Origin of the sequence: Salinisphaera sp. SPP-AMP-43 (assembly GCF_049568105.1) — a bacterium.
Lineage (GTDB): Bacteria > Pseudomonadota > Gammaproteobacteria > Nevskiales > Salinisphaeraceae > Salinisphaera.
In genome coordinates, this window is record NZ_CP145335.1 from 1054847 (window position 1) to 1077179 (window position 22333).

A 22333-nucleotide genomic window follows, 5' to 3' on the forward strand; every position below is an offset into this window, starting at 1 on the left:
CGCCGGTCGAAAAACCGGCAAGGGTTGGAGGCTCCGGGCGAGGTTGGACCAGCCAACCGCGCCCGGAGCGTTTCTAATACGCAGGCCGTGGCCTGGGAATCAGGCGTAGGCGCTGGTATCGCGGCTGAGTGCGTTGTCGCGAAAGCGCGCGATTTCGTCGATGGTCAGTACCGGCATGTCGTAGCGGGCCGCGTAGGCCTCGATATCGGCGTTGCCGGCCATGGTGCCGTCATCGTTCATCAGCTCGCAGAGCACGGCAGCAGGGCGCAGGCCGGCCAGAATCGCGATATCCAAGGCGCCTTCGGTATGCCCGCGCCGGGCGAGCACGCCGTCGTCGTTGGCACGCAACGGAAAGACGTGGCCAGGGCTGACGATAGCCTTCGTATCGCCATCGAGGGCTTCTAGAGAAGCCGCGATCGTGCGCACCCGGTCGGTGGCGGATACGCCGGTAGTGACCCCGGTTGCGGCCTCAATGCTCACGGTAAAGCCGGTATGGTTTTTCGATTGGTTGTTCGACACCATCTGCGGCAGACCCAGGGCATCGATCTCGGCGCCGCGAAAACACAGGCAGACGATGCCGGAGCCATCGCGGATCATTTTGGTCATGGTGTCGACGGTCAGATTTTCTGCTGCGGCGACGATATCGGCTTCGTTTTCGCGGTCGGAATCGTCGAGCAAAAGCACGGGCCGGCCGGCTCGATAGGCAGCGATGGCGGCGGTGAGCCGCGGACAATCGTGGGATTCGATAGATGCTGACATGAAACGTCCTCTTGTCATGGAGTCAACGTTTCAGGGCTAGGCGAGAAGGCTCGCACCGACCATGGGCCGGACTGCCGCCACGCGTCTTCTTTCATCCGGACTATCACCGTCGGCTCTGGACTCTGACCAGATCTGCTGACCTTCCGCGAAAGCGAAAGCGCTCGTGGGCTCGGCCGTCATCGCGGCCCTACCACCGGTGGGGAATTGCACCCCGCCCTGAAGACGCTGTCGATTGTAGCCGACCGATCGTCGCGACGCACGGCCTGCGTCATACACCCCGTCGGCAGGTGGCCGCCAACGGGGTGTACGAGCGTGATCGTGCGATCAGCCGTTCTGGTCGCCGCTTTCGGTGAGCATGCCGTTGGTGCCGGCCGGGAAGAAGGCAGCCTCGGGCACCGAGCCCATGCTCGGCCCGACTGCGTTGCGGGTCAGGTAGGCAATGTTGTGTACCTGCTGCGGCGTACGGCTGAAGGTAATGCCGTGGCCATCGGTCGGCACGATATTGCTGGCCTCGTAGTCGGTCCCGTAGAGGGTGACCGAATCGTTGTCGCTGGCAATGCCCTGATCGTCGTCGCTGTCGCCATCGAGACTATCCCGCGCATCGGAGATCGCATCCACGATGGCGCCGACCGTGATATCGCTGCCGCTGCCCTGATCCTGAAATACGACTTGATCGCCCATGCCGGTCAGCAGTGTTCGCACCAAGCCTGCGTGATAGCCCTCGACCGAGAGGATACCCGCCGCGGCAGTCAGATAATCACGATCGCGGATATACGCCGCACCCCCTTTGTAAGCGGTCACGCCCACGTCTTCGAAGATGAAAGCGCCCAGTAGAAACTGTAAAGGCGAGGCGAACGGGTTGAAGGTAAAACCATCCGGCGGGGTCACGCCGGCGCCGTCGAAGGCGGCCGCGGCCGCGGCCTGAAACGAGCTCTGCAGATTGATCGCCGGGCGCGCCACGGCACCGTCGCCCAGGGCGCTGCGCAGGAATTGGACATGATGCAGTTCGTCGGCCGCGATTTCGGCAGCATAGCGGCCGATCAGCGCTTCGCCGCCGAAATCGACCTGTGAGCCACCAGTAACGTCGCCGGCATTGCCATTACCCGAAATATCGCGGTCCTGGAGACCGCTGCCGGTGACCGCGCGCAGATAGAACTCGGCTTCTAGATATTCGAGATTGAGAGCGAAATTCAGTACCGCCTGATCGCTCGGGCCGTTGATGACGACCGTATTCTGGTCGTTGCCGTCGTCGGCGATGGCGGTGTTGTCGTCATCGCTGCAGGCGCCGAGCAGGGCACTGCCGACCAGCCCGGCGGTATACATGCCACTGTTGGCCAGAAAACGACGCCGACTGCGGCTGACCGGCCGGCCGGTCGTGGCATCGATGATTTCCGGGTTGTTAACGCTAACGTCTGAATTGTTCATGGTTGGGTCCCCAAGCTCACACTGAGTTCGTTGTTGTTGGATGCGCTCGACGAGCGGGCGTGTTGCTATGTTTCGGGATTCGATCACCCGCAGCCGCCGAGCCTGGCGCACTTATGCGCCTAGTTAGGAGTTACGTGGATTACGCAAAACGGATTCAAAAAAACGCATCTATACCGCGAAAGTCTTAGATCGCGATGTTTTTCGGAATAGATGAGCCAGACGGGCAGCGTTGTCATGGGCGCGAGCGTGCGCAGCCGGGCGACTATTGCCCGGCGTACTGATGGGCGCATTCGCGCTGGGCGCGGTTTTGGCAGGCCAGTATTCCAAACGTTGTTGCTGGTTCGCCTTTCTTTAGTAGACAATGGCGAACCTTTGTCAAGACGTAGTCGGGGATTGTTGTAATGCCCTCAAGACGAGATCTCGCTAACGCGATTCGTATCCTGGCCATGGACGCTGTCCAGAAAGCCAACATCGGTCATCCGGGTATGCCGATGGGCATGGCCGACATCGCGGAAGTGCTGTTCAACGATCATATGAAGTTCAATCCGGCCAATCCGGAATGGGCCGATCGAGATCGCTTTTTGCTGTCGAACGGGCATGGCTCGATGCTGCAGTACGCCGCGCTCCATCTGACCGGCTATGATATGTCGCTCGACGACATCAAGAACTTCCGGCAGCTGCATTCAAGAACGCCGGGCCATCCGGAAAACACCGAAACCCCGGGCGTGGAAACGACCACCGGTCCGCTGGGCCAGGGGTTGGCCAACGCCATTGGCATGGCGCTCGGCGAAGCGGTACTGTCCTCGCAGTTCAACACCGCTGATCACCAAGTGATCGATCACCACACCTATTGCTTTGCCGGTGATGGTTGCCTGATGGAAGGCATCTCGCACGAAGCCTGCTCGCTGGCCGGCACGCTGGGCCTGGGCAAGCTGATCGTGTTCTACGATGACAACGGCATTTCTATCGATGGTGAAGTGAAGGGCTGGTTCACCGACGATACGCCGGCTCGTTTCGAAGCCTATGGCTGGCAGGTGGTGCGCAACGTCGACGGCCATGACGCCGGCGAAATCAATACCGCCATCGAGACCGCCAAGAAAGAAACGTCCAAACCCACCCTGATCTGCTGCAAGACGGTGATCGGCTACGGTGCGCCCAACATGAAGGGCACCGCCAAGGTCCACGGCGCGCCGCTGGGCGACGAAGAAGTCGCGGCCAGTCGCAAGGAACTGGGCTGGTCGGACGAAACGCCCTTCCATATTCCGGACGATATCTATAGCGCCTGGGATCATCGCGACGCCGGCGCTGCCGTCGAGAAATCCTGGAAGGATGTTCACGATGCTTATGTGAAAGCCAACCCCGAACTGGCGGCCGAACTTGATCGCCGGCTATCGGGCAAGATGCCGGCGGACTGGGAGTCGGGCATCGCCAAGCTGATCGAATCCACCCAGGCCGATGGCAAGCGGACTGCGACCCGTAAATCTTCCAAGGCCGTGCTGGGTGCGGTATGGAACCTGCTGCCGGATCTGTTCGGCGGTTCGGCCGATCTGTCGGGCTCGAACGGCACCGATTTCGACGGCCATAAAGCGATCACCGCCGAGGATTACAACGGCAACTATGTCTACTACGGCGTGCGTGAATTCGGCATGTCGGCGATCACCAACGGCCTGAGCCTGCACGGCGGGTTTATACCGTTCGGGGCCACGTTCCTGACGTTCTCCGATTACGCCCGCAACGCGGTGCGCATGGCTGCGCTGATGAAATCGCGCAATGTGTTCGTCTATACCCATGACTCTATCGGCTTGGGCGAGGATGGTCCGACCCATCAGCCGGTCGAGCATCTGGCCTCGCTGCGTCTGATCCCGAATCTGCATGTCTGGCGGCCGGGCGACGATGTCGAGGTCGCGGTCGCCTGGAAGGCGGCGATCGAACGCGAGGACGGGCCCTGTGCGCTGGCCCTGTCGCGTCAGGACGTCGACCACCAGGATCGCGATGCCGATACCGTTGCTGCGATCGCGAAGGGGGGGTATGTGCTGCGTGATACCGACGGCACCCCGGACGCGCTGGTAATGGCCACTGGCTCCGAGCTGGAACTGGCGGTAGCCGCGGCCGACAAGCTGCGCGACGAGATCGCAGTGCGGGTGGTATCCATGCCCTGTGTGGACGTGTTCCGGGAACAGCCCGCCGCGTATCGTGATAGCGTTCTTGACCCGTCGGTTACGGCCCGCGTCGCGGTGGAAGCCGGGGTGTCCGATGGCTGGATCGGCTATGTCGGGCCGACCGGTCAGGTCGTTGGCGTGGACCAGTTCGGTCTATCGGCGCCGGGCCCCGAGGTCTACAAGGAACTCGGCGTGACCGTGGATGGCGTGGTGGCTGCACTACGCCATCAGGTCGGCAGCTGAGCGCACACGAATACAGTTCAATTCCAAGTTCGAGGAGCGAACATGGCAGTCAAGATTGGTATCAACGGCTACGGTCGTATCGGCCGCAATGCGTTGCGTGCCCTGTATGAAAGCAAGCGCACCAACGAAATCGAGATCGTGGCGATCAACGACCTGGGCGATGCGCAGATGAACGCGCATCTGACCCAGTACGATACTGCCCACGGCGCCTTCCCCGGCGAAGTCAAGGCCGACGGTGAAGACCTCGTTGTCAACGGCGACCGTATCAAGGTGCTGTCCGAGCGCGACCCAGCCAACCTGCCCTGGGGCGATCTGGGGGTCGAGGTCGTGCTGGAATGCACCGGTCTGTTCACCAGTGAAGAAAAAGCCAGTGCCCACCTCAAGGGCGGCGCCAAGAAGGTGTTGATCTCGGCCCCGGCCGGCGACGCCAAGACCGTGGTCTACGGCGTGAACCATGAAACGCTGACCGCCGACGACAAGGTCGTGTCGAACGCGTCCTGCACCACCAATTGCCTGGCGCCGCTGGTCAAGCCGTTGCACGAAGCCTTCGGCATCGAGTACGGGTTGATGAACACCATCCACTCGTACACTAACGACCAGGTGCTGTCGGATGTCTATCACAAGGACATCCGCCGGGCCCGTAGTGCGACCCAGAACATGATCCCGACCAAGACCGGCGCGGCCGCCGCGGTGGGTTTGGTGCTGCCGGAGCTCAACGGCAAGCTGGATGGCTTCGCGGTGCGCGTGCCGACCATCAACGTCTCCTTCGTTGATCTGTCGGCCACGGTTTCGAAGGATGTCACGGTCGAGCAGGTCAACGAAGTCCTGAAGAACGCCGCCAACGGCGAACTCAAGGGCGTGCTGGCCTATACCGAAGAAGAGCTGGTCTCCCAGGACTACAACCACGATCCGGTATCGTCCACGGTCGATTCCAAGCTGACCAAGGTTGCCGGCGGCCGGCTGATCAAGGTCTGCTCCTGGTACGACAACGAGTGGGGCTTTTCCAACCGTATGCTGGATACGGCTCTGGCGCTCGCCAACGCCGGCTGATCGGCCGACGACAAAGCAAGCCTACAAAGACCGGACACTGTCCGGTCTTTGTTTTTGCGGCGACTGCCCGCAGAATCTTTTTGAATACGAGCCGGAGACGATCGACTCCGGCCGAGACGCAATCGTGACCAAAGGACCCGATATGACCATGCTTTCGATGGACGACGTCGATCTCGCCGGCAAGCGCGTACTGATCCGGGAAGATCTCAACGTGCCGGTAAAAAACGGTGAAGTGACCTCGGCCGCGCGTCTGCGCGCCTCGTTGCCGACCATGCAAAAAGCCATGGCAGCCGGGGCCAAGGTCATGGTCATGGCCCATCTCGGCCGGCCGACCGAGGGCGAACCCTCGGAAGAGGATAGCCTGGCGCCGGTCGCGAAATGGCTGTCCGAAGAGCTCGGCCGCGATGTGCCGCTGGTCAAGGATTGGCTGGACGGCGATATCCAGGTCTCGGACGGCGAAATGGTCGTCTGCGAGAACGTGCGCTTCAACGTGGGTGAGAAAGCCAACGACGAAGCGCTGGCCAAGAAGATGGCCGATCTGTGCGATGTCTATGTCATGGATGCCTTCGGCACCGCCCATCGCGCCCAGGCCTCGACCGAGGGTGTGGCCCGTTTTGCACCGGTCGCCTGTGCGGGTCCGTTGCTGATGGGCGAGGTCGAAGCCCTGCAGGCTGCGATGAACGATCCGAAGCGGCCGCTGGTGGTGATCGTCGGCGGCTCCAAGGTCTCGTCCAAGCTGGAGCTGCTTAAGTCGTTGTCCACGCTGGCCGATCAGTTGATCGTCGGCGGCGGCATCGCCAACACTTTCCTGGCGGCGGCTGGCTATGATGTCGGCGGTTCGCTGTATGAGGCCGACCTGGTGGATTCGGCCCAGGCCATCCTCGAGGATATCCGCTCCCGCGGCGGCGATATCCCGTTGCCGCAAGACGTGATCGTGGCTAAGGAGCTGTCCGAGAACGCGACCGCGACCGAGCGGGCGATCGATGCGGTCGGCGACGATGAAATGATTCTGGATATCGGTCCGAAAGCCCGCGAAACGATGGGCGATATCCTGAAGAACGCTGGCACCATCGTCTGGAACGGCCCGGTCGGCGTATTCGAGATCGATGCCTTCGGCGGCGGCACCGAAGCTTTGTCGAAAGCGATCGCGACCAGCGATGGGTTTTCGATTGCCGGCGGTGGCGATACGCTCGCGGCGATCGAGAAATACGGCGTAGCCGATGATGTGTCCTATATCTCGACCGGTGGTGGTGCCTTTCTGGAGTTTCTGGAAGGCAAGACCCTGCCGGCGATCGCCGTGCTGCGCGAACGCGGCCAGTAAACGGTCATGGCCACCGATTTCCAGGGCACCGAGCGCTATGTCGCCACCGATGATCTGAAGCTGGCCGTCAATGCGGCCGCGACCCTGGCGCGGCCGCTTCTAATCAAGGGCGAGCCGGGCACCGGCAAGACCATGCTCGCCGAGGAAGTCGCGGCCGGGCTCGGCAAGCCGCTCTATCAGTGGCATATCAAGTCCACGACCAAGGCCGCCCAGGGGTTGTACGAGTACGATGCGGTCTCGCGGCTGCGCGATTCCCAGCTCGGTGATGCCCGGGTTCACGATATTGCCAACTACATCGTGCCGGGCCCGCTTTGGGAATGCTTCGTTGCCGATACCCAGCCGGTGCTGCTGATCGACGAGATCGACAAGGCCGATATCGAGTTCCCCAACGATCTGTTGCGAGAGCTCGATCGCATGGCCTTCGATGTTTATGAAACCCGCCAGACCATCGAGGCCCGGCACCGGCCGATCATCGTGATCACGTCGAACAATGAAAAGGAGTTGCCGGACGCCTTTCTACGGCGCTGTTTTTTCCATTTTATTGCCTTCCCCGATAAAGACACGATGCGCGAGATCGTCGGCGTGCATTTTCCCGACATCAAGAAGCAGCTGCTCTCCGATGCGCTGGATCTGTTCTTTGACGTGCGTGAGGTGCCCGGGGTCAAGAAAAAGCCTTCGACCTCGGAACTTCTTGACTGGCTGAAGCTGCTGCTGGCCGAAGATATTCCCACCGAGACCCTGCACGGTGAGACCGGTGATGCGCTGCCGCCGTTGCACGGCGCACTGCTGAAAAATGAACAGGATGTGCATCTGTTCGAGCGGCTGGCCTTCATGAGCCGGCGCGGCCGTCGGTAGCCGGTATCGACCGTGCTGGTCGAGTTCTTCTACGAGCTACGCGAGGGCGGTCTATCGCCTTCGGTCACCGAGTATCTGACGCTGATCGAAGCGCTGGATGCCCATGTCGCCGGTATGAGCGTGCTCCAGTTCTACTATCTGGCCCGGGCGTCGTTGATCAAGGACGAGGCCCAGTTCGATCGCTTCGACCAGATCTTTGCCCATTACTTCGAAGGGATCGAGTCGATCGCGGCGGATCCGGCCACCGCCATTCCGGACGACTGGCTGAAGCGGCTCAAGGAACTCGATCTGAGTGAGGAACAGAAAGCCCAGATCGAGTCTCTCGGCGGCTGGGACGAGCTGATGCAGACCCTGCGCGACCGCCTGGCCGAACAGGGCGAACGCCACGAAGGGGGTAATAAATGGATCGGCACCGCCGGTCGCTCGCCGTTCGGTGCCTTTGGCTACAACCCGGAGGGGGTTCGCATCGGCCAGGACCGTTCCCGTCATCGCCGGGCGGTCAAGGTCTGGGATCGACGCGAGTTTGCCGATCTGGACGGCGACCAGGAGATCGGGACCCGCAATATCAAGATGGCCCTGCGCCGGCTGCGTCGTTTCGCCCGTGAGGGCGCAGCCGACGAGCTGGATCTGAACGCCACGATCCGGGCAACCGCCAAAAACGCGGGGTATCTGGACCTGCATATGCGCCCGGCCCGGCGCAACGCGGTCAAACTGCTGATATTTTTCGATGTGGGCGGTTCGATGGACGACCATGTGGGTATTTGCGAGACCCTGTTCTCGGCGGCCCGGGCTGAATTCCAGCATCTGGAATACTTCTACTTTCACAATTTTCCCTATGAAGGGCTGTGGCGGGATAATCGCCGCCGGCGCAGCGAAGTGTTCGAGACCTGGGAGGTCTGTCGAACCTTCGGCGACGACTACAAGGCGATTTTCGTCGGCGATGCGACCATGAGCCCCTACGAGATCGCCTACCCGGGCGGTTCGGTCGAGCATTGGAATAGCGAGGCCGGTTCGGTTTGGCTGGGCCGTTTGCTCGAGGCATTTCCGAGCGCTGTCTGGCTCAACCCAGAGCCACGTCAGCGTTGGGAGATCACGCCATCGATCCAGATGACCCGAGAACTGATCGACGACCGGATGTTCGAACTCACTCTCAACGGTCTGGATGAGGCGATCGCGAGCCTGGTAGGGCGCCGTGGCGATTGACTGTCTTTGGCTGGTCGTCGATTCTTTTTAGAGTCACTCGCCTCGAGGGGTGCTATGGCGTTGCATCAACACAGGGCCGCGATCGATCGTATCGACGCGTTGCCAGGCTAGCGGGCGGTCGCGACGGTGAGCCGGATATCAGCCATGCTGCGCTGGGCGGCAGCGATCCTGGGTACGTTGTTGCTGCTGGGCATCGCCGCCAATGCGTGGGTGCTCGGTTCGACCCGCGATCTGATCTTCGACGATACGGCGCGTATGCCGGTCTACGACTTCGCGGTTGTGCTGGGAACCAGTCCGTATACCCATACCGGCAATCCGAATGCGTTGTTCACTAATCGCATCAAGGCGGCGGCCCGGCTGTATCACCGTGGCCGGGTGCGCCATATCCTGGTTTCCGGGGCCAATCCAAGCCAGGCCTATAACGAGCCGCGCAAGATGTATCAGGCGCTGCGTCGGCACGAGGTGCCCGATGCCGCGATTACGCTCGACTATGCTGGTTTTCGGACCCTGGATTCGATCGTGCGCGCCGAGCGTATTTTCGATCTGCAGGCCTTTGTGATCGTCTCCCAGCGCTATCACGAATACCGTGCCCTGTTTTTGGCCCGTCACGAGGGTATCGAGGCGATTGGTTATACCTGGCCCGGTGAAGACCGGCGCCAGCCGCTGCGTACCGAAGCCCGTGAGTATCTGGCGCGTATCAAGGCCGTGCTCGATCTCTATATCCTGGATACGCGGCCGCGGTTTCTTGGGCCGCAACGGCCGATCGATCTCAAGCCTGCGTTGCCGCGGGGCTATATCGCGGATACCGACCCAGCTCATACGGAAGGCGATTAACGGCAGGCTAAGCCTAAGGATCTGCTGGTCGCTGTATAGCAGACCGTGTGGCCGCGGCGATATTTGCGGCGGGCTGGGGGGGCTTCGGTTGGGAGGGGGCCATACCGCGGCGCCCCTCGGGGAGGCGTATGGATCTGGGCTCGCCAACGATCGGGTCGATGGCAGGGCCGCTAGCCGTGAGAACGCCTCGCGATGGCCCTGACTTTCGGCAAAAAGTTAGGCCGGTGTGCGTTCGCTGACGATGAACAGCCCGCTCAAGACCGCATCGACCTTGGCTTCCATGACGTAGTCGATGGAGAAGGTGGCGGGGTGGCGTAGACTGCATTCATACAGGCCGACGATATAAGCGATGATCACATCGGCGGTATCTTTGGGGGTCAGCACGAGCTGGAGTCTATCGGTCTGCGCGATCTCGTTGCACAGTGAAATCAGCACTTCACGGCTGTCGTCGAACATGGCGCCGATCAGAGCGCCGGTGGCGTTGCCCTGCTCGGTGATCTCGCAGCGATGGAATACGATATGGCAGACGCGACGATGCTGCTCGTCATTGGCCAGGCGTGAAATACCGTGCAACAGCATCTCGCGCAGCAACCGCATAGGTTCGTCGCCAGGGATGTGCTGGCCAAGACATTCCCGCAGGTCGCGCAGGGGTTGGGCGGTGCGTTGAACCATGGCTTCGAGCAGCGCGCCCTTGTCGGCGAAATGCCAATAGATGGCGCCCCGGGTCACGTTGGCACGCCGGGCGATACGCTCGAGCGACGTCTGAGTCACGCCGCGGGCAAGCATCTCGATCTCGGCTGCATCGAGGATCTGGGCCCGGGTCTGGGCCGACTCCAGTTTTGTTTTACGTGCCATGACCGTCTCTGTAACGCGCGCAGCCATCAATCGCTGCTTATCGTATCTTACATACATACACGAATGTATGTAAGATACGCACGGTACAGGGACCCACCTCAGGAATTGGCGGTATGCGTACGGATCACCTCCAGACAGCGCGACAGAGCTTCGCGCTGCGGACACTCATCGCTATGGCGACGACGTTGGTTGTTACCGCCTGCGGCAGCAGCGGCGCAGGCGATGGGTCGCAAGGCCAGCAAAAAACACCGCCGACGCCGGTTCATACGGTCAAGGCTAAGCCGCACACGGTACCGGTGTATTCGGAATACCCGGGTCGGGTACGAGGTAAGCAGACCGCACAGGTCATCGGCCGGGTGACCGGGGTTCTGGAATCCAAGAACTACGATGAAGGGGCGATCGTCCACAAGGGCGATCTGCTGTTCAAGATCGATCCGAAGCCTTACCAGGCCACGGTCAATCAACGTAAGGGCGAGCTGGCCAGCGCCAAGGCCGCGCTCGCCAACTCGACGCGCATCTGGGAACGGACTCGCAAGCTGTACAAGGCCAACGCGGTCAGCCAGGCCGAGCGCGACCAGGCGTTGTCGGACTACCAGTCGGACAAGGCCGCGGTACAGCAGGCCAAAGCCAATCTCGAGTCCGCTCAGATCGATCTGAACTACACCAGCGTAGAGGCCCCGCTGACTGGCGTAACCAGCCTGCGCGACGTGGACCTGGGCTCGTTGGTCACGGCCAACCAGACCCAGTTGACCACGATTACCCAGCTCGATCCGGTGTACGTGCTGTTCGCCATTCCGGAGGACGATGCCTTTGCCCGGCAGAAGGCACTCAAAGAGATGGGGCAGCAGACCACCAATTCCGCCACACGGGACGCCACGATTATTCTCAACGATGGTCGGAAGTTTCCGCATAAAGGCGAAGTCGACTTCACGCAGAGCACGATCGATCCCAATACTGGGACGGTTCAGCTGCGGGCTATCGTCGACAACCCCGACAACGCACTCATGCCGGGCCGTTATGTCCGGGCCCGGATCCGGGTACGCACCCTGCACGATGCGATTACCGTGCCCGATCAGGCGATCGCCAGCGGTGGCCAGCGGACCCAGGTCTATATCGTAAAAAATGGCAAGGCACAAAGCGTGGCCGTGGATCTTGGCCCGCAGACCGATGAAGGTCAGGTGATCAGCGACGGCCTGTCGGCCGGCGATCAGGTGATCACCACCGGTCTGGGTACGCTCAAGGCTGGGGCTCCAGTCAAGGTGCAGCCTGGGAGTGGCATGGCCGATTCCGGCAAGAAGGCCAAAGGTCAGGGCAGCGGCGCACAGAGCAGTGCCGGGTCCGAAACCAGCGACTCCTCGCAGAACAGCTAGCAGAGGTCTCGTCTAGTGCTATCGAAGTTTTTCATCGACCGGCCGGTCTTCGCGACCGTGCTGTCCATCGTCATCACGCTGTCTGGCGTTCTGGCGATGCGCTCGTTGCCGATTTCTCAGTATCCGGACGTGGTGCCGCCGCAGGTGGTGGTCCGCGCCAATTATCCCGGCGCCAGCGCCGAGGATATTGCCGCGACCGTAGCGGCGCCTCTGGAAACCGAGATCAACGGCGTCCAGAACATGATCTACATGAAGTCGACGTCCTCGGACGCCGGCACATTGCAGCTCAACGTCACGTTCAAGATCGGGACCGATCCTGAACAAGCCACGATCGACGTCAACAACCGGGTCCAGTCGGCGCTATCGCAGGTGCCGAATACAGTGCGTCAGAACGGCGTGACAGTCCGTAAGCAGTCCACCAGCATTTTGCAGGTGGTGACGCTGTACTCGCCCAATCAGAAGTTCGATACGACATACATCAGCAACTACATGCTGGTGCACGTCATCGATCCGCTGAAGCGTGTCCAGGGCGTGGGTGACGCGAGACTGTTCTCGAACGAGGACTACTCGATGCGCATCTGGCTGGACCCAGCCAAGATGGCGCGCTACAGCCTTACGACTACCGATATCGAAGACGCGATCAGCGAGCAAAACTCGCAGTTTGCGGCCGGTAGTTTCGGTGCGCGTCCCTATGGTGGCGCGGATATCGCCTTCACCTACACGGCCAGTACCGCCGGGCGTTTTTCCAATGTCGACCAGTTCCGGAATATCATCCTGCGTTCACAGGATGACGGCCGCGTTCTGAGGCTCAAGGATGTCGCCCGGGTCGAGTTAGGGGCCCAGTCGTACACTACTAACCATAGTTTCGACGGCCAGCCTGCGGTGCCGGCTGCGATCTATCTGCAGCCGGGCGCCAATGCGTTGGCGACTGCGCAGCGGATTCGCGACGAGATGGCCAGTCTGGGCGAGAATCTGCCCCAGGGCCTGGAATACGAAATTCCGTTCAACACGACCCAGTTCGTGCATGCGTCGATCGAAGAGGTGGTATTCACCTTCTTCATCTCGCTGGTGCTGGTGATCGCGGTCATCTACATCTTCCTGCAGAACTTCTGGGCGACCCTGATCCCGATGCTCGCGGTGCCCGTGGCCGTGGTGGGGACGTTCGCGGGCATTTACCTGCTCGGCTTCTCGATCAATTTGCTCACCCTGTTCGGCCTTATTCTGGCGATCGGGTTGGTAGTGGACGATGCGATCATCGTGATCGAGAACATCGAACGCATCATGACCGAGGAGAAAGCGCCCCCCAGACAGGCGGCCATCAAGGCCATGGAAGAGGTGACCGGCCCGGTGATCGCCGTGGTGCTGGCGCTGAATGCGGTATTCGTGCCGGTCGGCTTTTTGGGCGGCCTGTCGGGTCAGATGTACAGCCAGTTCGCAATCACGATCGCGGTGTCGGTGATCATTTCCGGCTTCGTGGCGCTGACGCTGACCCCGGCCCTGTGTGCGATCTTCCTCAAACCCAGTAAGGAAGAGAAGAACTGGGTGTTCCGCAAGTTCAACCAGGGCTTCGATAAGGCCAACAACGCCTATCTCTGGGGCGTGAACTTCCTGCTCAAGCGGGCCGTGCTCGGCGTGATTCTGTTCATCGCCGTGATCGGTGCGACTTGGTTAGTGTCGACCCGGGTGCCGGGCGGCCTGATCCCGCAGGAGGACCAGGGCTATATTTTCGCGGTCTACCAGTTGCCCCCGGGGGCGTCCCTGCAGCGTACGCAGGCAGCCAGTCAGGCGTTCTATCACAAGGCCGAGCAGAACATGAACGGCCTGGATGGCGTGATTAGCGTACCGGGGTATGACTTTCTGGCCAGTGCCCAGCGGACTTGGTCGGGGATCATGTTCCTGACGCTCAAGGAATGGGGCGAGCGTGAGTCCAGCTCGTTCGACTTGGTCGACCAGACGTTCGCGCTCGGTGCCCAGGTGCCCGAGGCACAGATCATCGCCTTCAACCCGCCGCCGATCATCGGGCTGTCGACGACCGGCGGTTTCGAGGGCTATCTACAGAGCCTGAACGGTGAGGATTACAACGCCGTCTACGACCAGGCCCAGAAGCTGGTAGCCGCAGCCAATAAACGGCCAGAGCTACAGCGTGTGCGTACGACCCTCAACGTCGACGTGCCGCGCTTTAAGGTCAAGGTCGACCGTGAGAAGGCCCGCAGTCTGGGCGTACCGATCAATCAGCTGTTCGATACGCTGCAGTCCACCTTCGGCCAGGTTTACGTCAACCAGTTCAGTTTTCTGGGGCGTAACTGGCAGGTCCGCATGCAGTCGGATGCGCCGTATCGCATGAAGCCGGACGACCTGCGACAGGTCTACGTCCAGTCGAACAAGACCGACGACATGATCCCGGTCTCGTCGCTGGTCTCGACCGAACGCACGACCTCGGCGGACGTGGTGGAACGCTTCAACGTGTTCCCAGCGGCCAAGATCATGGGCTCGCCGGCACCGGGCTTTAGTACCGGGCAGGCGAACACGGCCATTCAAGAAGTGGCGAGCCAAGTGCTCGGATCGGGTTACCAGTTCGAGTTCACAGGCACGGCCTATCAGGCCAGCCATGTCGGTAACGCTGCGGTTCTGGCGTTGGCGTTCGGCGTGGTCATGGTGTTCTTGATTCTGGCGGCCCAGTACGAAAAATGGAGTTTGCCGCTGGCGGTGATCACGGCCGTGCCGTTCGCTGCACTCGGCGCTTTCATTTCGGTCTGGCTGCGAGGGGTAGACAACAACGTTTACTTCACCGTCGGTATGCTGGTACTGATCGGTCTGGCGGCGAAGAACGCGATTCTGATTGTCGAGTTCGCGGTTCTCGAACGAGAGAACGGCAAGACGCCGGCCGACGCGGCCTATTCGGCGGCGGCCCTGCGTTTCCGGCCGATCGTGATGACTTCGCTGACGTTCGTTCTGGCTTCGGTGCCGCTGGCGATCGCCAGCGGGGCGGCGGCCAACAGCCGGATCGCGATCGGGACCTCGGTCATCGGTGGCATGCTGGCGGCGACCTTCTTCGCCATTCTGTTCGTACCGTTGTTCTACGATTTGATCGAACGCGGCTCGGATAAGCTGGCGGACATGCGCGGCAAGAACCGGGGCAACCAGGATTCAGGCGACAACGACGGCCGCACGCTCGAACAGGGTGACGATACGAATGACAGGAACAACAACGATGCGTAGCGCGCTCATCTTGTGTGCGTTGGTCGTGCTGACCGGCTGTGCGGTCGGGCCCGACTACGAGCGGCCGGATATGGATCTACCCGATTCGGCCTTCGACTCGACGCTGCTGAGCGATCAGCAGCAACAGTCGCTGGCCTATTGGTGGACCCGCTATCAAGATCCGACGCTCAACAAACTCATCAGTCAGGCGTTGGATTCGAACCTGGATATCGCGCTGCAGGTGCAGCGGGTTCGCCAGGCCCGAGCCGAACTCGGCTATCAGAATGCCCAGCTGTACCCGTCGATCTCGGGCCAGGCCCAGGGCATGCGCGAGCGAGTCGGCAGTGCCGTGCCCAGTGGCGGCGGTGGGGGAGGCTCCTCGTCTTCGGGCGGTTCCTCCTCGGGCAGTTCGGGCGGATCGTCCAGCGGGGGCTCGAGCGGCGCCAGTGCTGGTGGTGGTGGATCGGCCGGTGGCGGCACCCAGCGTTACAACTACTACTCGATTGCCGGATCACTGAATTACGAGCTGGATATCTGGGGCGCGCTGCGTCGCTCGGATGAACAGGCCCGGGCACAGCTGCTGTCCTCGGCCTATACCCAGGATTCGATCCGGCTGCAGACAGTCACGGATGTTGTGACTAACTATATGTCGCTGCGGTCTCTGCAGCGCCAGATCCGGGTGACCAAGGACACTATTCGGACCCGTGTGGAGGGTCTGCGTCTGGACCAGAAACGCTACGACTACGGCGCGATCGACAAACTGACACTGTTGCAGACCCGTTCGCTGCTGGAGTCGGCCCGTGCCCAGCTGCCGCCGCTCAAGCAGCAGGAGTCGCAGGTCCGCACGTCGCTGGCGATCCTGACCGGCAAGACGCCGCGCCAGATCCTGACCCAGACCCAGATTCCCAAGGGCGATTTCAGCGATATCACGCTGCCCCGGGATCTGCCGGTGGTGCTGCCGTCGACCTTGGTCAATCGTCGTCCGGACATTCGGGCTGCGGAAGCCAGCCTGATCGCCTCGAATGCCAACGTCGGCGTGGCCAAGGCCCGCTTCTTCCCGACCTTTAACCTGTCGGCGATGATCGGTACCCAGGCCCTGGACGTGGACGATCTGTTCCAGCCGTACTCGAAAATCGAGCAGTTCGGTGGTTCGATCACGGCGCCGATTCTCGACTTCGGCCGGATCAACGCCCAGTATCGAAGCGCCAAGGCTCAGAAGGCCGCTGCTGAAATCCAGTATCGGCAGGCCGTACGCCAGGCGTTCCAGGACGTGCACGATGCGCTGGACGAGGTCAAATACAGTCGTAAGCGGGTCAAGGCGGTTCGGGATCAGGTCGATTCCTATCGCGAAACGCTCAAGCTGGCGCAGCTGCGCTACAAGGTCGGGCGTACGAATTATTTCGACGTACTCGATGCCCAGCGCAACCTGTTCTCCAGTCAGCTCGATCTGGCCGAGGCTGTGCGTGATCGCTTTACTGCGACCGCCGATCTCTACAAGGCACTGGGCGGCGGCTGGACCGAGAACAGCGATTCGCTGACGCCGGCGATGCAGGAAGTTGCCAACGATTATGCGCCGGTCGACGACGCCAAGGATGGCGCCCATGCCGCGACCAGCAACCTACCGGTGCCGGGTAACGATCCCTGATCGGGGCATGCCCTGGCTATCGTGGCTTGCCGCCCTGTACCATCTTGCGCCTCGACCGTGCTTCCGACCGACAGGTGGCAACGGTCGTGACGTGAATTAGCATGGGAGCGGCAGGCGGTTGATCAGCGCACGGATTACATCGAGGCCACAGTGATGGCCGATAGCGATCTCTATCACATAGAGCGGCAGACCGATGGTTCCGTGCTCTGGTTGGACGGTGACTGGGCTCGGGCCGAGCGCCCGCCTTCGGCGCAGGGGGTCGGGCGCGAGCTCGGAAACGCGGACGTCGTGGTTATCGACGGCAGCGGGCTGGATAGCGGCCACCCCCGGGTCGCGGCCTTCGTTCACGCGCTCAAGCAGGCGCTGGCCGATGCCGGCACCCGCGTCGAAGAACGGGGGCTGCCGGAGGATGTCGGAGCGTTGATGGCCCTGGCCAGCCCGCGGCCTGAGCGCTCGGGTGCGGGCAGCGGCCGCTTGGGGTTGCTCTCGCGGCTCGGCCTGCGCATGCATCGGCGGCTGCAGACTGGGCGCGATACGGCCGCTCTGGTCGGTGAGGCGCTGGCGTTGACCCCGGCCCTGGTCTCGGGCCGTGCCCAGACCCGGTGGCGCGATTTCATCGAACTGGTTCGCGAAACCGGCGCCGCGTCGCTGCCGGTGGTAACCGTGGTGAACCTGCTGATCGGCGCCGTGCTCGGCTTTATCGGCGCGGTCCAGCTCGAAACCTTCGGCGCCGGGATGTATCTGGCCGACCTGGTCGGTATCGCTTCGGCCCGCGAGATGGCCGCGATCATGACTGCGTTCATCATGGCCGGACGTATCGGGGCGACTTTTGCAGCCCATCTGGCGACCATGGAATCGAATGAGGAGATCGATGCGCTGCGCATGATCGGCGTTTCGCCGTTCGAATTCCTGGCGCTGCCACGGCTGGCGGCGCTGACCCTGATGATGCCGTTGCTCTATCTTTACGGCACTGCGCTGGCGATCGCCGGCGGTATGGCGGTGGCCCATATCGTGCTGGGCACGCCACCGGTAGCGTTCATCGAACGGCTGCAGGATGCCGTGGCCGCCCGACAGTTTGTCATCGGCTTAATCAAGTCCACGGCCTTCGGCGTGCTGATCGCCCTGACCAGCTGCTATATCGGTCTGCACGCCGGGCGCAACGCGGCCGAGGTCGGCCGCGCGGCGACCCGGACCGTGGTGGTCTGTATCATCGGCATTATTTCGATCGATGCCGTTGCGGCATTGTGTACCAATGCTCTGGGGATCTAGTTTTGGCTAGCGCTCGCATCAAAGTGCCCCGCGTGCCTATCTCGAGGCCGGCGTCCTGATGGCTCGGCTCGACGAGCACGACAACCCGTCGCGTGGGCTGGTGGTACGCAATCTGCGCCTAGCCTTCGGCGATACTTTGGTCCAGGACCAGGTCTCGTTTCATGTCGCCCCGGCCCAGATTTTCGTCATCATGGGGGTGTCGGGCTGCGGCAAAAGTACGCTGCTGCGCCATATTATCGATCTACAGCGGGCCGAGGTCGGCGACATCAGTTTCGATGGCCAGCGGCTGATCAGTGACGATCGGGCCGAGCGGGCGGCCCTGCAGGAACGGATTGGCGTGCTGTTCCAGTCAACCGCACTGTGGAGTTCGATGACCGTCGGTGAGAACGTGGCCCTACCGATGCAGCTACACACCCGGATGCGGGCTGCCGAGATTCAGGATCAGGTGGCCTTCAAACTGGCCTTGGTAGGGCTGGCCGGCCAGGAATCTAGAATGCCGAGCGAACTGTCGGGAGGGATGCAGAAGCGGGCCGGCCTGGCGCGGGCGATCGCACTCGATCCCGACTACCTGTTTCTCGATGAGCCCAGCGCTGGCCTGGATCCGATCACGTCCCAGCGTCTGGATGCCCTGATCATGCGCTTGCGCGATGCACTGGGCCTGTCGGTAATTGCGGTCAGCCATGAGCTGCCCAGCATCTTCACTATCGCAGACGATAGTATCTATCTGGATAATCAGTCCAAGACCCCGATCGCCCACGGCACCCCGCGCGATATGCTCGACAGCACGGTCGATGCGCGGGTGCGTGCTTTTTTGAAGCGGGAGCCGATCGAGGACGCCGCCCAAGGCGCCGACGCATGACGGCTCGAGCGCAGGCGATGCATTGCAACGAGAGTAACCGCATTCATGGCGAGTAACCGCAGCTATACGATCATCGGGGCTTTCCTGCTCGGCGCCATCGCGCTGGTGGCAGTAGGCATTCTGACCTTCGGCAATACCGGTTTGTTCAAGCAGCAGCGCCAGGCTGTGATTTTTTTCAATCAGTCGGTACTCGGCCTGACCAACGGCTCGCGGGTGCTGTTTCGGGGTGTGCAGGTGGGGACAGTGCGCCGGGTGCAGCTGCGGCTAGATCCGAACGGCGGCGCCAAGATCGCAGTGACCATCGAGATGTCGGGTAACGATGTGGTCATGCAAAGTGGACGCCGTCTGCCCAATGACCTGACTATCGAGCAGATGGTCAAACGTGGGCTGCGGGCCCAGTTGGTCGTCTACAGCTATGTGACCTCGCAGCTGGCCGTCAATCTCGACTTCCAGCCTCAGAACGAGCCGAATTTCGTGGTGCCCCCGGGCGAGCTCGACCTGCCGGAGATTCCAGCGGTACCCTCGGAAATCGCCCAGCTCAAGGATACGGTCGCCCAGATTCCCTGGAAGGACACGCTCAACCGGGTCGATCAGACCATGAAAACCATGGTCCAACTGGCCCAAGATATGGACCAGACCATCAATACGCTGGGCCCGACTCTGAATCAGACCACCCAGACCACTCAGAAGACGCTGGCGACGGTGCAGAAAGCAGTCGAGCAGAATAATCAGCAGCTGCAAGCGACCTTGGCCAGCGTGCGCAAGCTGACCGACAACGCCAACGACCAGATCACCAAGCGCGACGAGCAGATCGACAAGCTGCTCAATAACGCTGAACAGACCAGCCAGAATATGGCTCAGCTGTCGCAGAATCTGGACCAGTTCACCGATCCGGAATCCGGTACTCGTCAGGATGTGCAGAGTACGATCCGGGATTTGTCGGCGGCTGCTTCGTCACTGCGGCGCTTCACCCAGAAGATCGAGCGTAATCCGCACACATTGCTCTATGGCGGCTAGCCGGCTCGGCCTTGTCTGCGCTCGCCGGTTCAGCGAGTGTTGGTACGTCAGAATCGTAAAGGAACGCCTGTGAAATCCGTTCGTTTTGTTCGCCTGCTGGCGGGACCGGCCGTCATGGCTATGCTTTTGGCCGGCTGTAGTTCGATGCCGCCGCTCAAACACGTGATGCTGTCGCCGCCGCAAACCCAGCGTCTGGCCTCCCAGTCCAGCAACTGGGATGTACGTCGGGTGCAGATGCCTGAGTATCTCGATAACTACGAGATTCAGCTGCGTACCGAAGACTATGTGCTGACTCAGCTGCCCAACGCCCGCTGGGCCGAGCGGTTACCGGTAGCCACGACGCGCCTGCTGCAACAGACCATCAACGAGAAGCTGCAAAACGGCCGCGACAAACACTACGAAGTGCATGTCGATATCGATACCTTTGAACCGCAGCCGTCCGGAAACGTAGTGCTCGCGGCGGAATGGCGGGTCACCGACGCGGCCGATACAGTGGTCGCGCACGACGACACGCTGATCAAACAGCCGTTGGCCGAGGGGGATGCAGAATCATCGCAACCCAGTGCCGGCGAGATCGGACGATCCATGTCGTCTGCGATTCGTGAACTGGCGATGCAGATCGTGGCCCGCACAGGCTAAACCACGTCCGAAATAGACCCGCCGGGCGACAGTGGGCCGGGTTGGGATGATCGATGACCGAGCTGTGCGTATCGACCCGTTGAGCGGCCAAGCAAACCCTGGGTGAGGAAATCACGAAGGGGCTGCGTCGCGGGTAGGAGGCGAGCTGCGCCGGGTCTGGTACAGCTCGAGGAGCGCACGACCGTAGCCTGTCGATACCGAAAATGGGGCAAGCCTGTGTTGGCTACTCGCATCGCGATTCAACGCAGCGACTACTGAGTCACAAGCGTTGGTTGTCGGCGCTTACGCGATACTACGATGACCATGCTCACGCGCTTGGGTTGCAGCGCGTTGGCGACTCGAGAGATATCGTCTTTGGAACTGCAGCCCGGCTCGAGATAGGCCACAGCGGCTGCTTGAAAAGATATCGCGATGCCGGCCCGCTCGGGCCAGGGACTCGGGCCAGGGATAGGCCGAACGGCCACAACTCATGTGATGTCAAAAGCGCGGTACCCCGGACGCCAAATGCGGTCGTCCTTGCGATTGGGGCACAGCATACCGCGCTGGGCCTGACATCAACGCAGCGCTTTTGAAACTCAAAAGCCGGCCCTAGGGCCGGCTCCAATCGAGGGCGTGGTGCGCTTTGCCTAGAAACGCATGCCGAACGAGACTTGGTAGATCACGGCCCGGAATTCGTTGGTCGAGCTCACGCTGCCCACATCGACCGGCCCGAAGGTCGGGCTGAGGGTGGGCGAGTTGACCTGGATGTCGTTGACTCGCGATTCAACGTCTGCACACCCGATATATTTCACGTCCGCGTTCAGGAACATATTGTTCGGCAGATTGAGATCGGCGCCGAGCTGGCCGACGCAGGCGACCGGCTTGTTCAGGTACAGCTCCGGTTCGCCGAGTTCGTTGAGCACCGTGTTGTTGACGTCGGTGTCGTAGGTATACAGATACATCGCCCCGGCCCCGATATAGGGCTCGACCATGGTATCCACCCAGGGCCGATAGACCAGCGTGAAGTTCGGCGGCAGGGCCTTGAACGTGCCGATGTTGCGGCCGAGCGGCGGCACGCCGGTCGGGATCGTCTGGCCGTTGGCGCCGTTGAGCGCGGTGGGTGCCAGGGATTGATCGACTGCATCGCCGGAAACCTGGAAATCCAGTTTCAGCGGTGGCGCCAACAGCACCTCGACGGCGAGATGGTGATTGGTTTTGGGCAGGTACAGACCGATCACGCCCCCCAAAGACGTCTTATTGCCGGCCGATGAGCCAGTCCCATCCAGGTCGCTACCCCCGGGGCCGAAAGCTTGGGCGGCCAGCCCGGTCGCATTGTCGACATGCAGGTCGGTGCTACTGCCGTAGTAATGAAAATGCAGCACCCCGAGACGGCCGTAGGTATTGTTTGCGACATAGTCCATGGCCGAACCGAAAAAGCTCTCACCGCCATCTGCTTCGATCGCGGTCTGGTTCGGATCGGGCCGATAGTCTTCAGCCGCGATGGCCGGGGCCATCGCGCCCACAATCATGCCCCCCAGAGCGAGTGCGCAGGCCCGGGATGCTACCCGGCTTGCGCTCGACGATTGGTAACCCGTCATCTCCCTTGCTCCTGTCTTTATGTTTATCAGTCTTGATATTAGTAGGCCCCGGCCG

At 61.6% G+C, this 22333-nt stretch carries 17 protein-coding genes and 1 riboswitch; of the genes, 13 read left to right on the forward strand and 4 right to left on the reverse strand.

The genetic code is table 11. From position 1 onward, the window contains the following. Positions 1 to 99 precede the first annotated feature (99 nt). Together ribB and V5738_RS04545 are read right to left on the reverse strand one after the other, a co-directional pair. Complete coding sequence (gene ribB / locus V5738_RS04540; RefSeq protein ID WP_423823220.1) at positions 100 to 759, reverse strand: 3,4-dihydroxy-2-butanone-4-phosphate synthase; 660 nt, start codon at positions 757 to 759, stop codon at positions 100 to 102. A gap of 79 nt (positions 760 to 838) precedes the next feature. Further along, positions 839 to 987, reverse strand: a riboswitch (FMN riboswitch). A gap of 96 nt (positions 988 to 1083) precedes the next feature. Further along, positions 1084 to 2184 (reverse strand): ferritin-like domain-containing protein, encoded by a 1101-nt coding sequence (locus tag V5738_RS04545; RefSeq protein ID WP_423823221.1) that lies wholly within the window; start codon positions 2182 to 2184, stop codon positions 1084 to 1086. A 401-nt stretch (positions 2185 to 2585) separates the two neighbouring features. On the opposite strand from V5738_RS04545, the gene tkt reads away from it, so the two are divergent. The 6 genes from tkt to V5738_RS04575 all read left to right on the forward strand — a co-directional run bounded on the left by tkt (position 2586) and on the right by V5738_RS04575 (position 9849). Beyond that, on the forward strand, positions 2586 to 4586 hold the full coding sequence (tkt, locus tag V5738_RS04550) for a transketolase (RefSeq protein WP_423823222.1): 2001 nt from the start codon (positions 2586 to 2588) through the stop codon (positions 4584 to 4586). A gap of 42 nt (positions 4587 to 4628) precedes the next feature. Further along, the gene (gene gap, locus V5738_RS04555) at positions 4629 to 5636 is read left to right on the forward strand and encodes a type I glyceraldehyde-3-phosphate dehydrogenase (protein ID WP_423823223.1); all 1008 of its coding nucleotides are present in this window, start codon (positions 4629 to 4631) and stop codon (positions 5634 to 5636) included. Positions 5637 to 5778: 142 nt separating this feature from the next. After that, positions 5779 to 6957: a phosphoglycerate kinase gene (locus V5738_RS04560; RefSeq protein ID WP_423823224.1), complete on the forward strand. Its 1179-nt coding sequence runs from the start codon at positions 5779 to 5781 to the stop codon at positions 6955 to 6957. Positions 6958 to 6963: 6 nt separating this feature from the next. Next, the gene (locus V5738_RS04565; protein WP_423823225.1) at positions 6964 to 7812 is read left to right on the forward strand and encodes an AAA family ATPase; all 849 of its coding nucleotides are present in this window, start codon (positions 6964 to 6966) and stop codon (positions 7810 to 7812) included. Positions 7813 to 7824: 12 nt separating this feature from the next. After that, positions 7825 to 9015, forward strand: a complete 1191-nt coding sequence (locus V5738_RS04570; protein ID WP_423823226.1) for a vWA domain-containing protein — start codon at positions 7825 to 7827, stop codon at positions 9013 to 9015. Positions 9016 to 9159: 144 nt separating this feature from the next. Next, on the forward strand, positions 9160 to 9849 hold the full coding sequence (locus V5738_RS04575) for a SanA/YdcF family protein (RefSeq protein ID WP_423823227.1): 690 nt from the start codon (positions 9160 to 9162) through the stop codon (positions 9847 to 9849). A 216-nt stretch (positions 9850 to 10065) separates the two neighbouring features. Here the strand turns inward: V5738_RS04575 and V5738_RS04580 are convergent, their stop codons facing one another. Next, entirely contained in the window at positions 10066 to 10704 is a 639-nt protein-coding gene (locus V5738_RS04580; RefSeq protein WP_423823228.1) for a TetR family transcriptional regulator, read from the reverse strand. Between the two features lie 113 nt (positions 10705 to 10817). Between V5738_RS04580 and V5738_RS04585 the strand changes: the two genes are divergently transcribed. The 7 genes from V5738_RS04585 (at position 10818) to V5738_RS04615 (ending at position 20701) form a co-directional block, all read left to right on the forward strand. Further along, positions 10818 to 12074: an efflux RND transporter periplasmic adaptor subunit gene (locus V5738_RS04585; RefSeq protein ID WP_423823229.1), complete on the forward strand. Its 1257-nt coding sequence runs from the start codon at positions 10818 to 10820 to the stop codon at positions 12072 to 12074. A 15-nt stretch (positions 12075 to 12089) separates the two neighbouring features. Then, complete coding sequence (locus tag V5738_RS04590; RefSeq protein WP_423823230.1) at positions 12090 to 15293, forward strand: efflux RND transporter permease subunit; 3204 nt, start codon at positions 12090 to 12092, stop codon at positions 15291 to 15293. Then, on the forward strand, positions 15286 to 16917 hold the full coding sequence (locus tag V5738_RS04595) for an efflux transporter outer membrane subunit (protein ID WP_423823231.1): 1632 nt from the start codon (positions 15286 to 15288) through the stop codon (positions 16915 to 16917). Before V5738_RS04590 ends, V5738_RS04595 begins: the two co-directional genes overlap by 8 nt. A 153-nt stretch (positions 16918 to 17070) precedes the next feature. Then, entirely contained in the window at positions 17071 to 18186 is a 1116-nt protein-coding gene (locus tag V5738_RS04600) for an MlaE family ABC transporter permease (protein WP_423823232.1), read from the forward strand. A gap of 58 nt (positions 18187 to 18244) precedes the next feature. After that, entirely contained in the window at positions 18245 to 19045 is an 801-nt protein-coding gene (locus V5738_RS04605; protein WP_423823233.1) for an ABC transporter ATP-binding protein, read from the forward strand. Positions 19046 to 19090: 45 nt separating this feature from the next. Continuing rightward, positions 19091 to 20062, forward strand: a complete 972-nt coding sequence (locus V5738_RS04610; protein ID WP_423823234.1) for an MlaD family protein — start codon at positions 19091 to 19093, stop codon at positions 20060 to 20062. 114 nt (positions 20063 to 20176) lie between these two features. After that, positions 20177 to 20701: a PqiC family protein gene (locus V5738_RS04615; RefSeq protein ID WP_423823235.1), complete on the forward strand. Its 525-nt coding sequence runs from the start codon at positions 20177 to 20179 to the stop codon at positions 20699 to 20701. 626 nt (positions 20702 to 21327) lie between these two features. Here V5738_RS04615 and V5738_RS04620 read toward each other — a convergent pair. Continuing rightward, positions 21328 to 22278 (reverse strand): OmpW/AlkL family protein, encoded by a 951-nt coding sequence (locus V5738_RS04620; protein WP_423823236.1) that lies wholly within the window; start codon positions 22276 to 22278, stop codon positions 21328 to 21330. Positions 22279 to 22333: the final 55 nt, after the last annotated feature.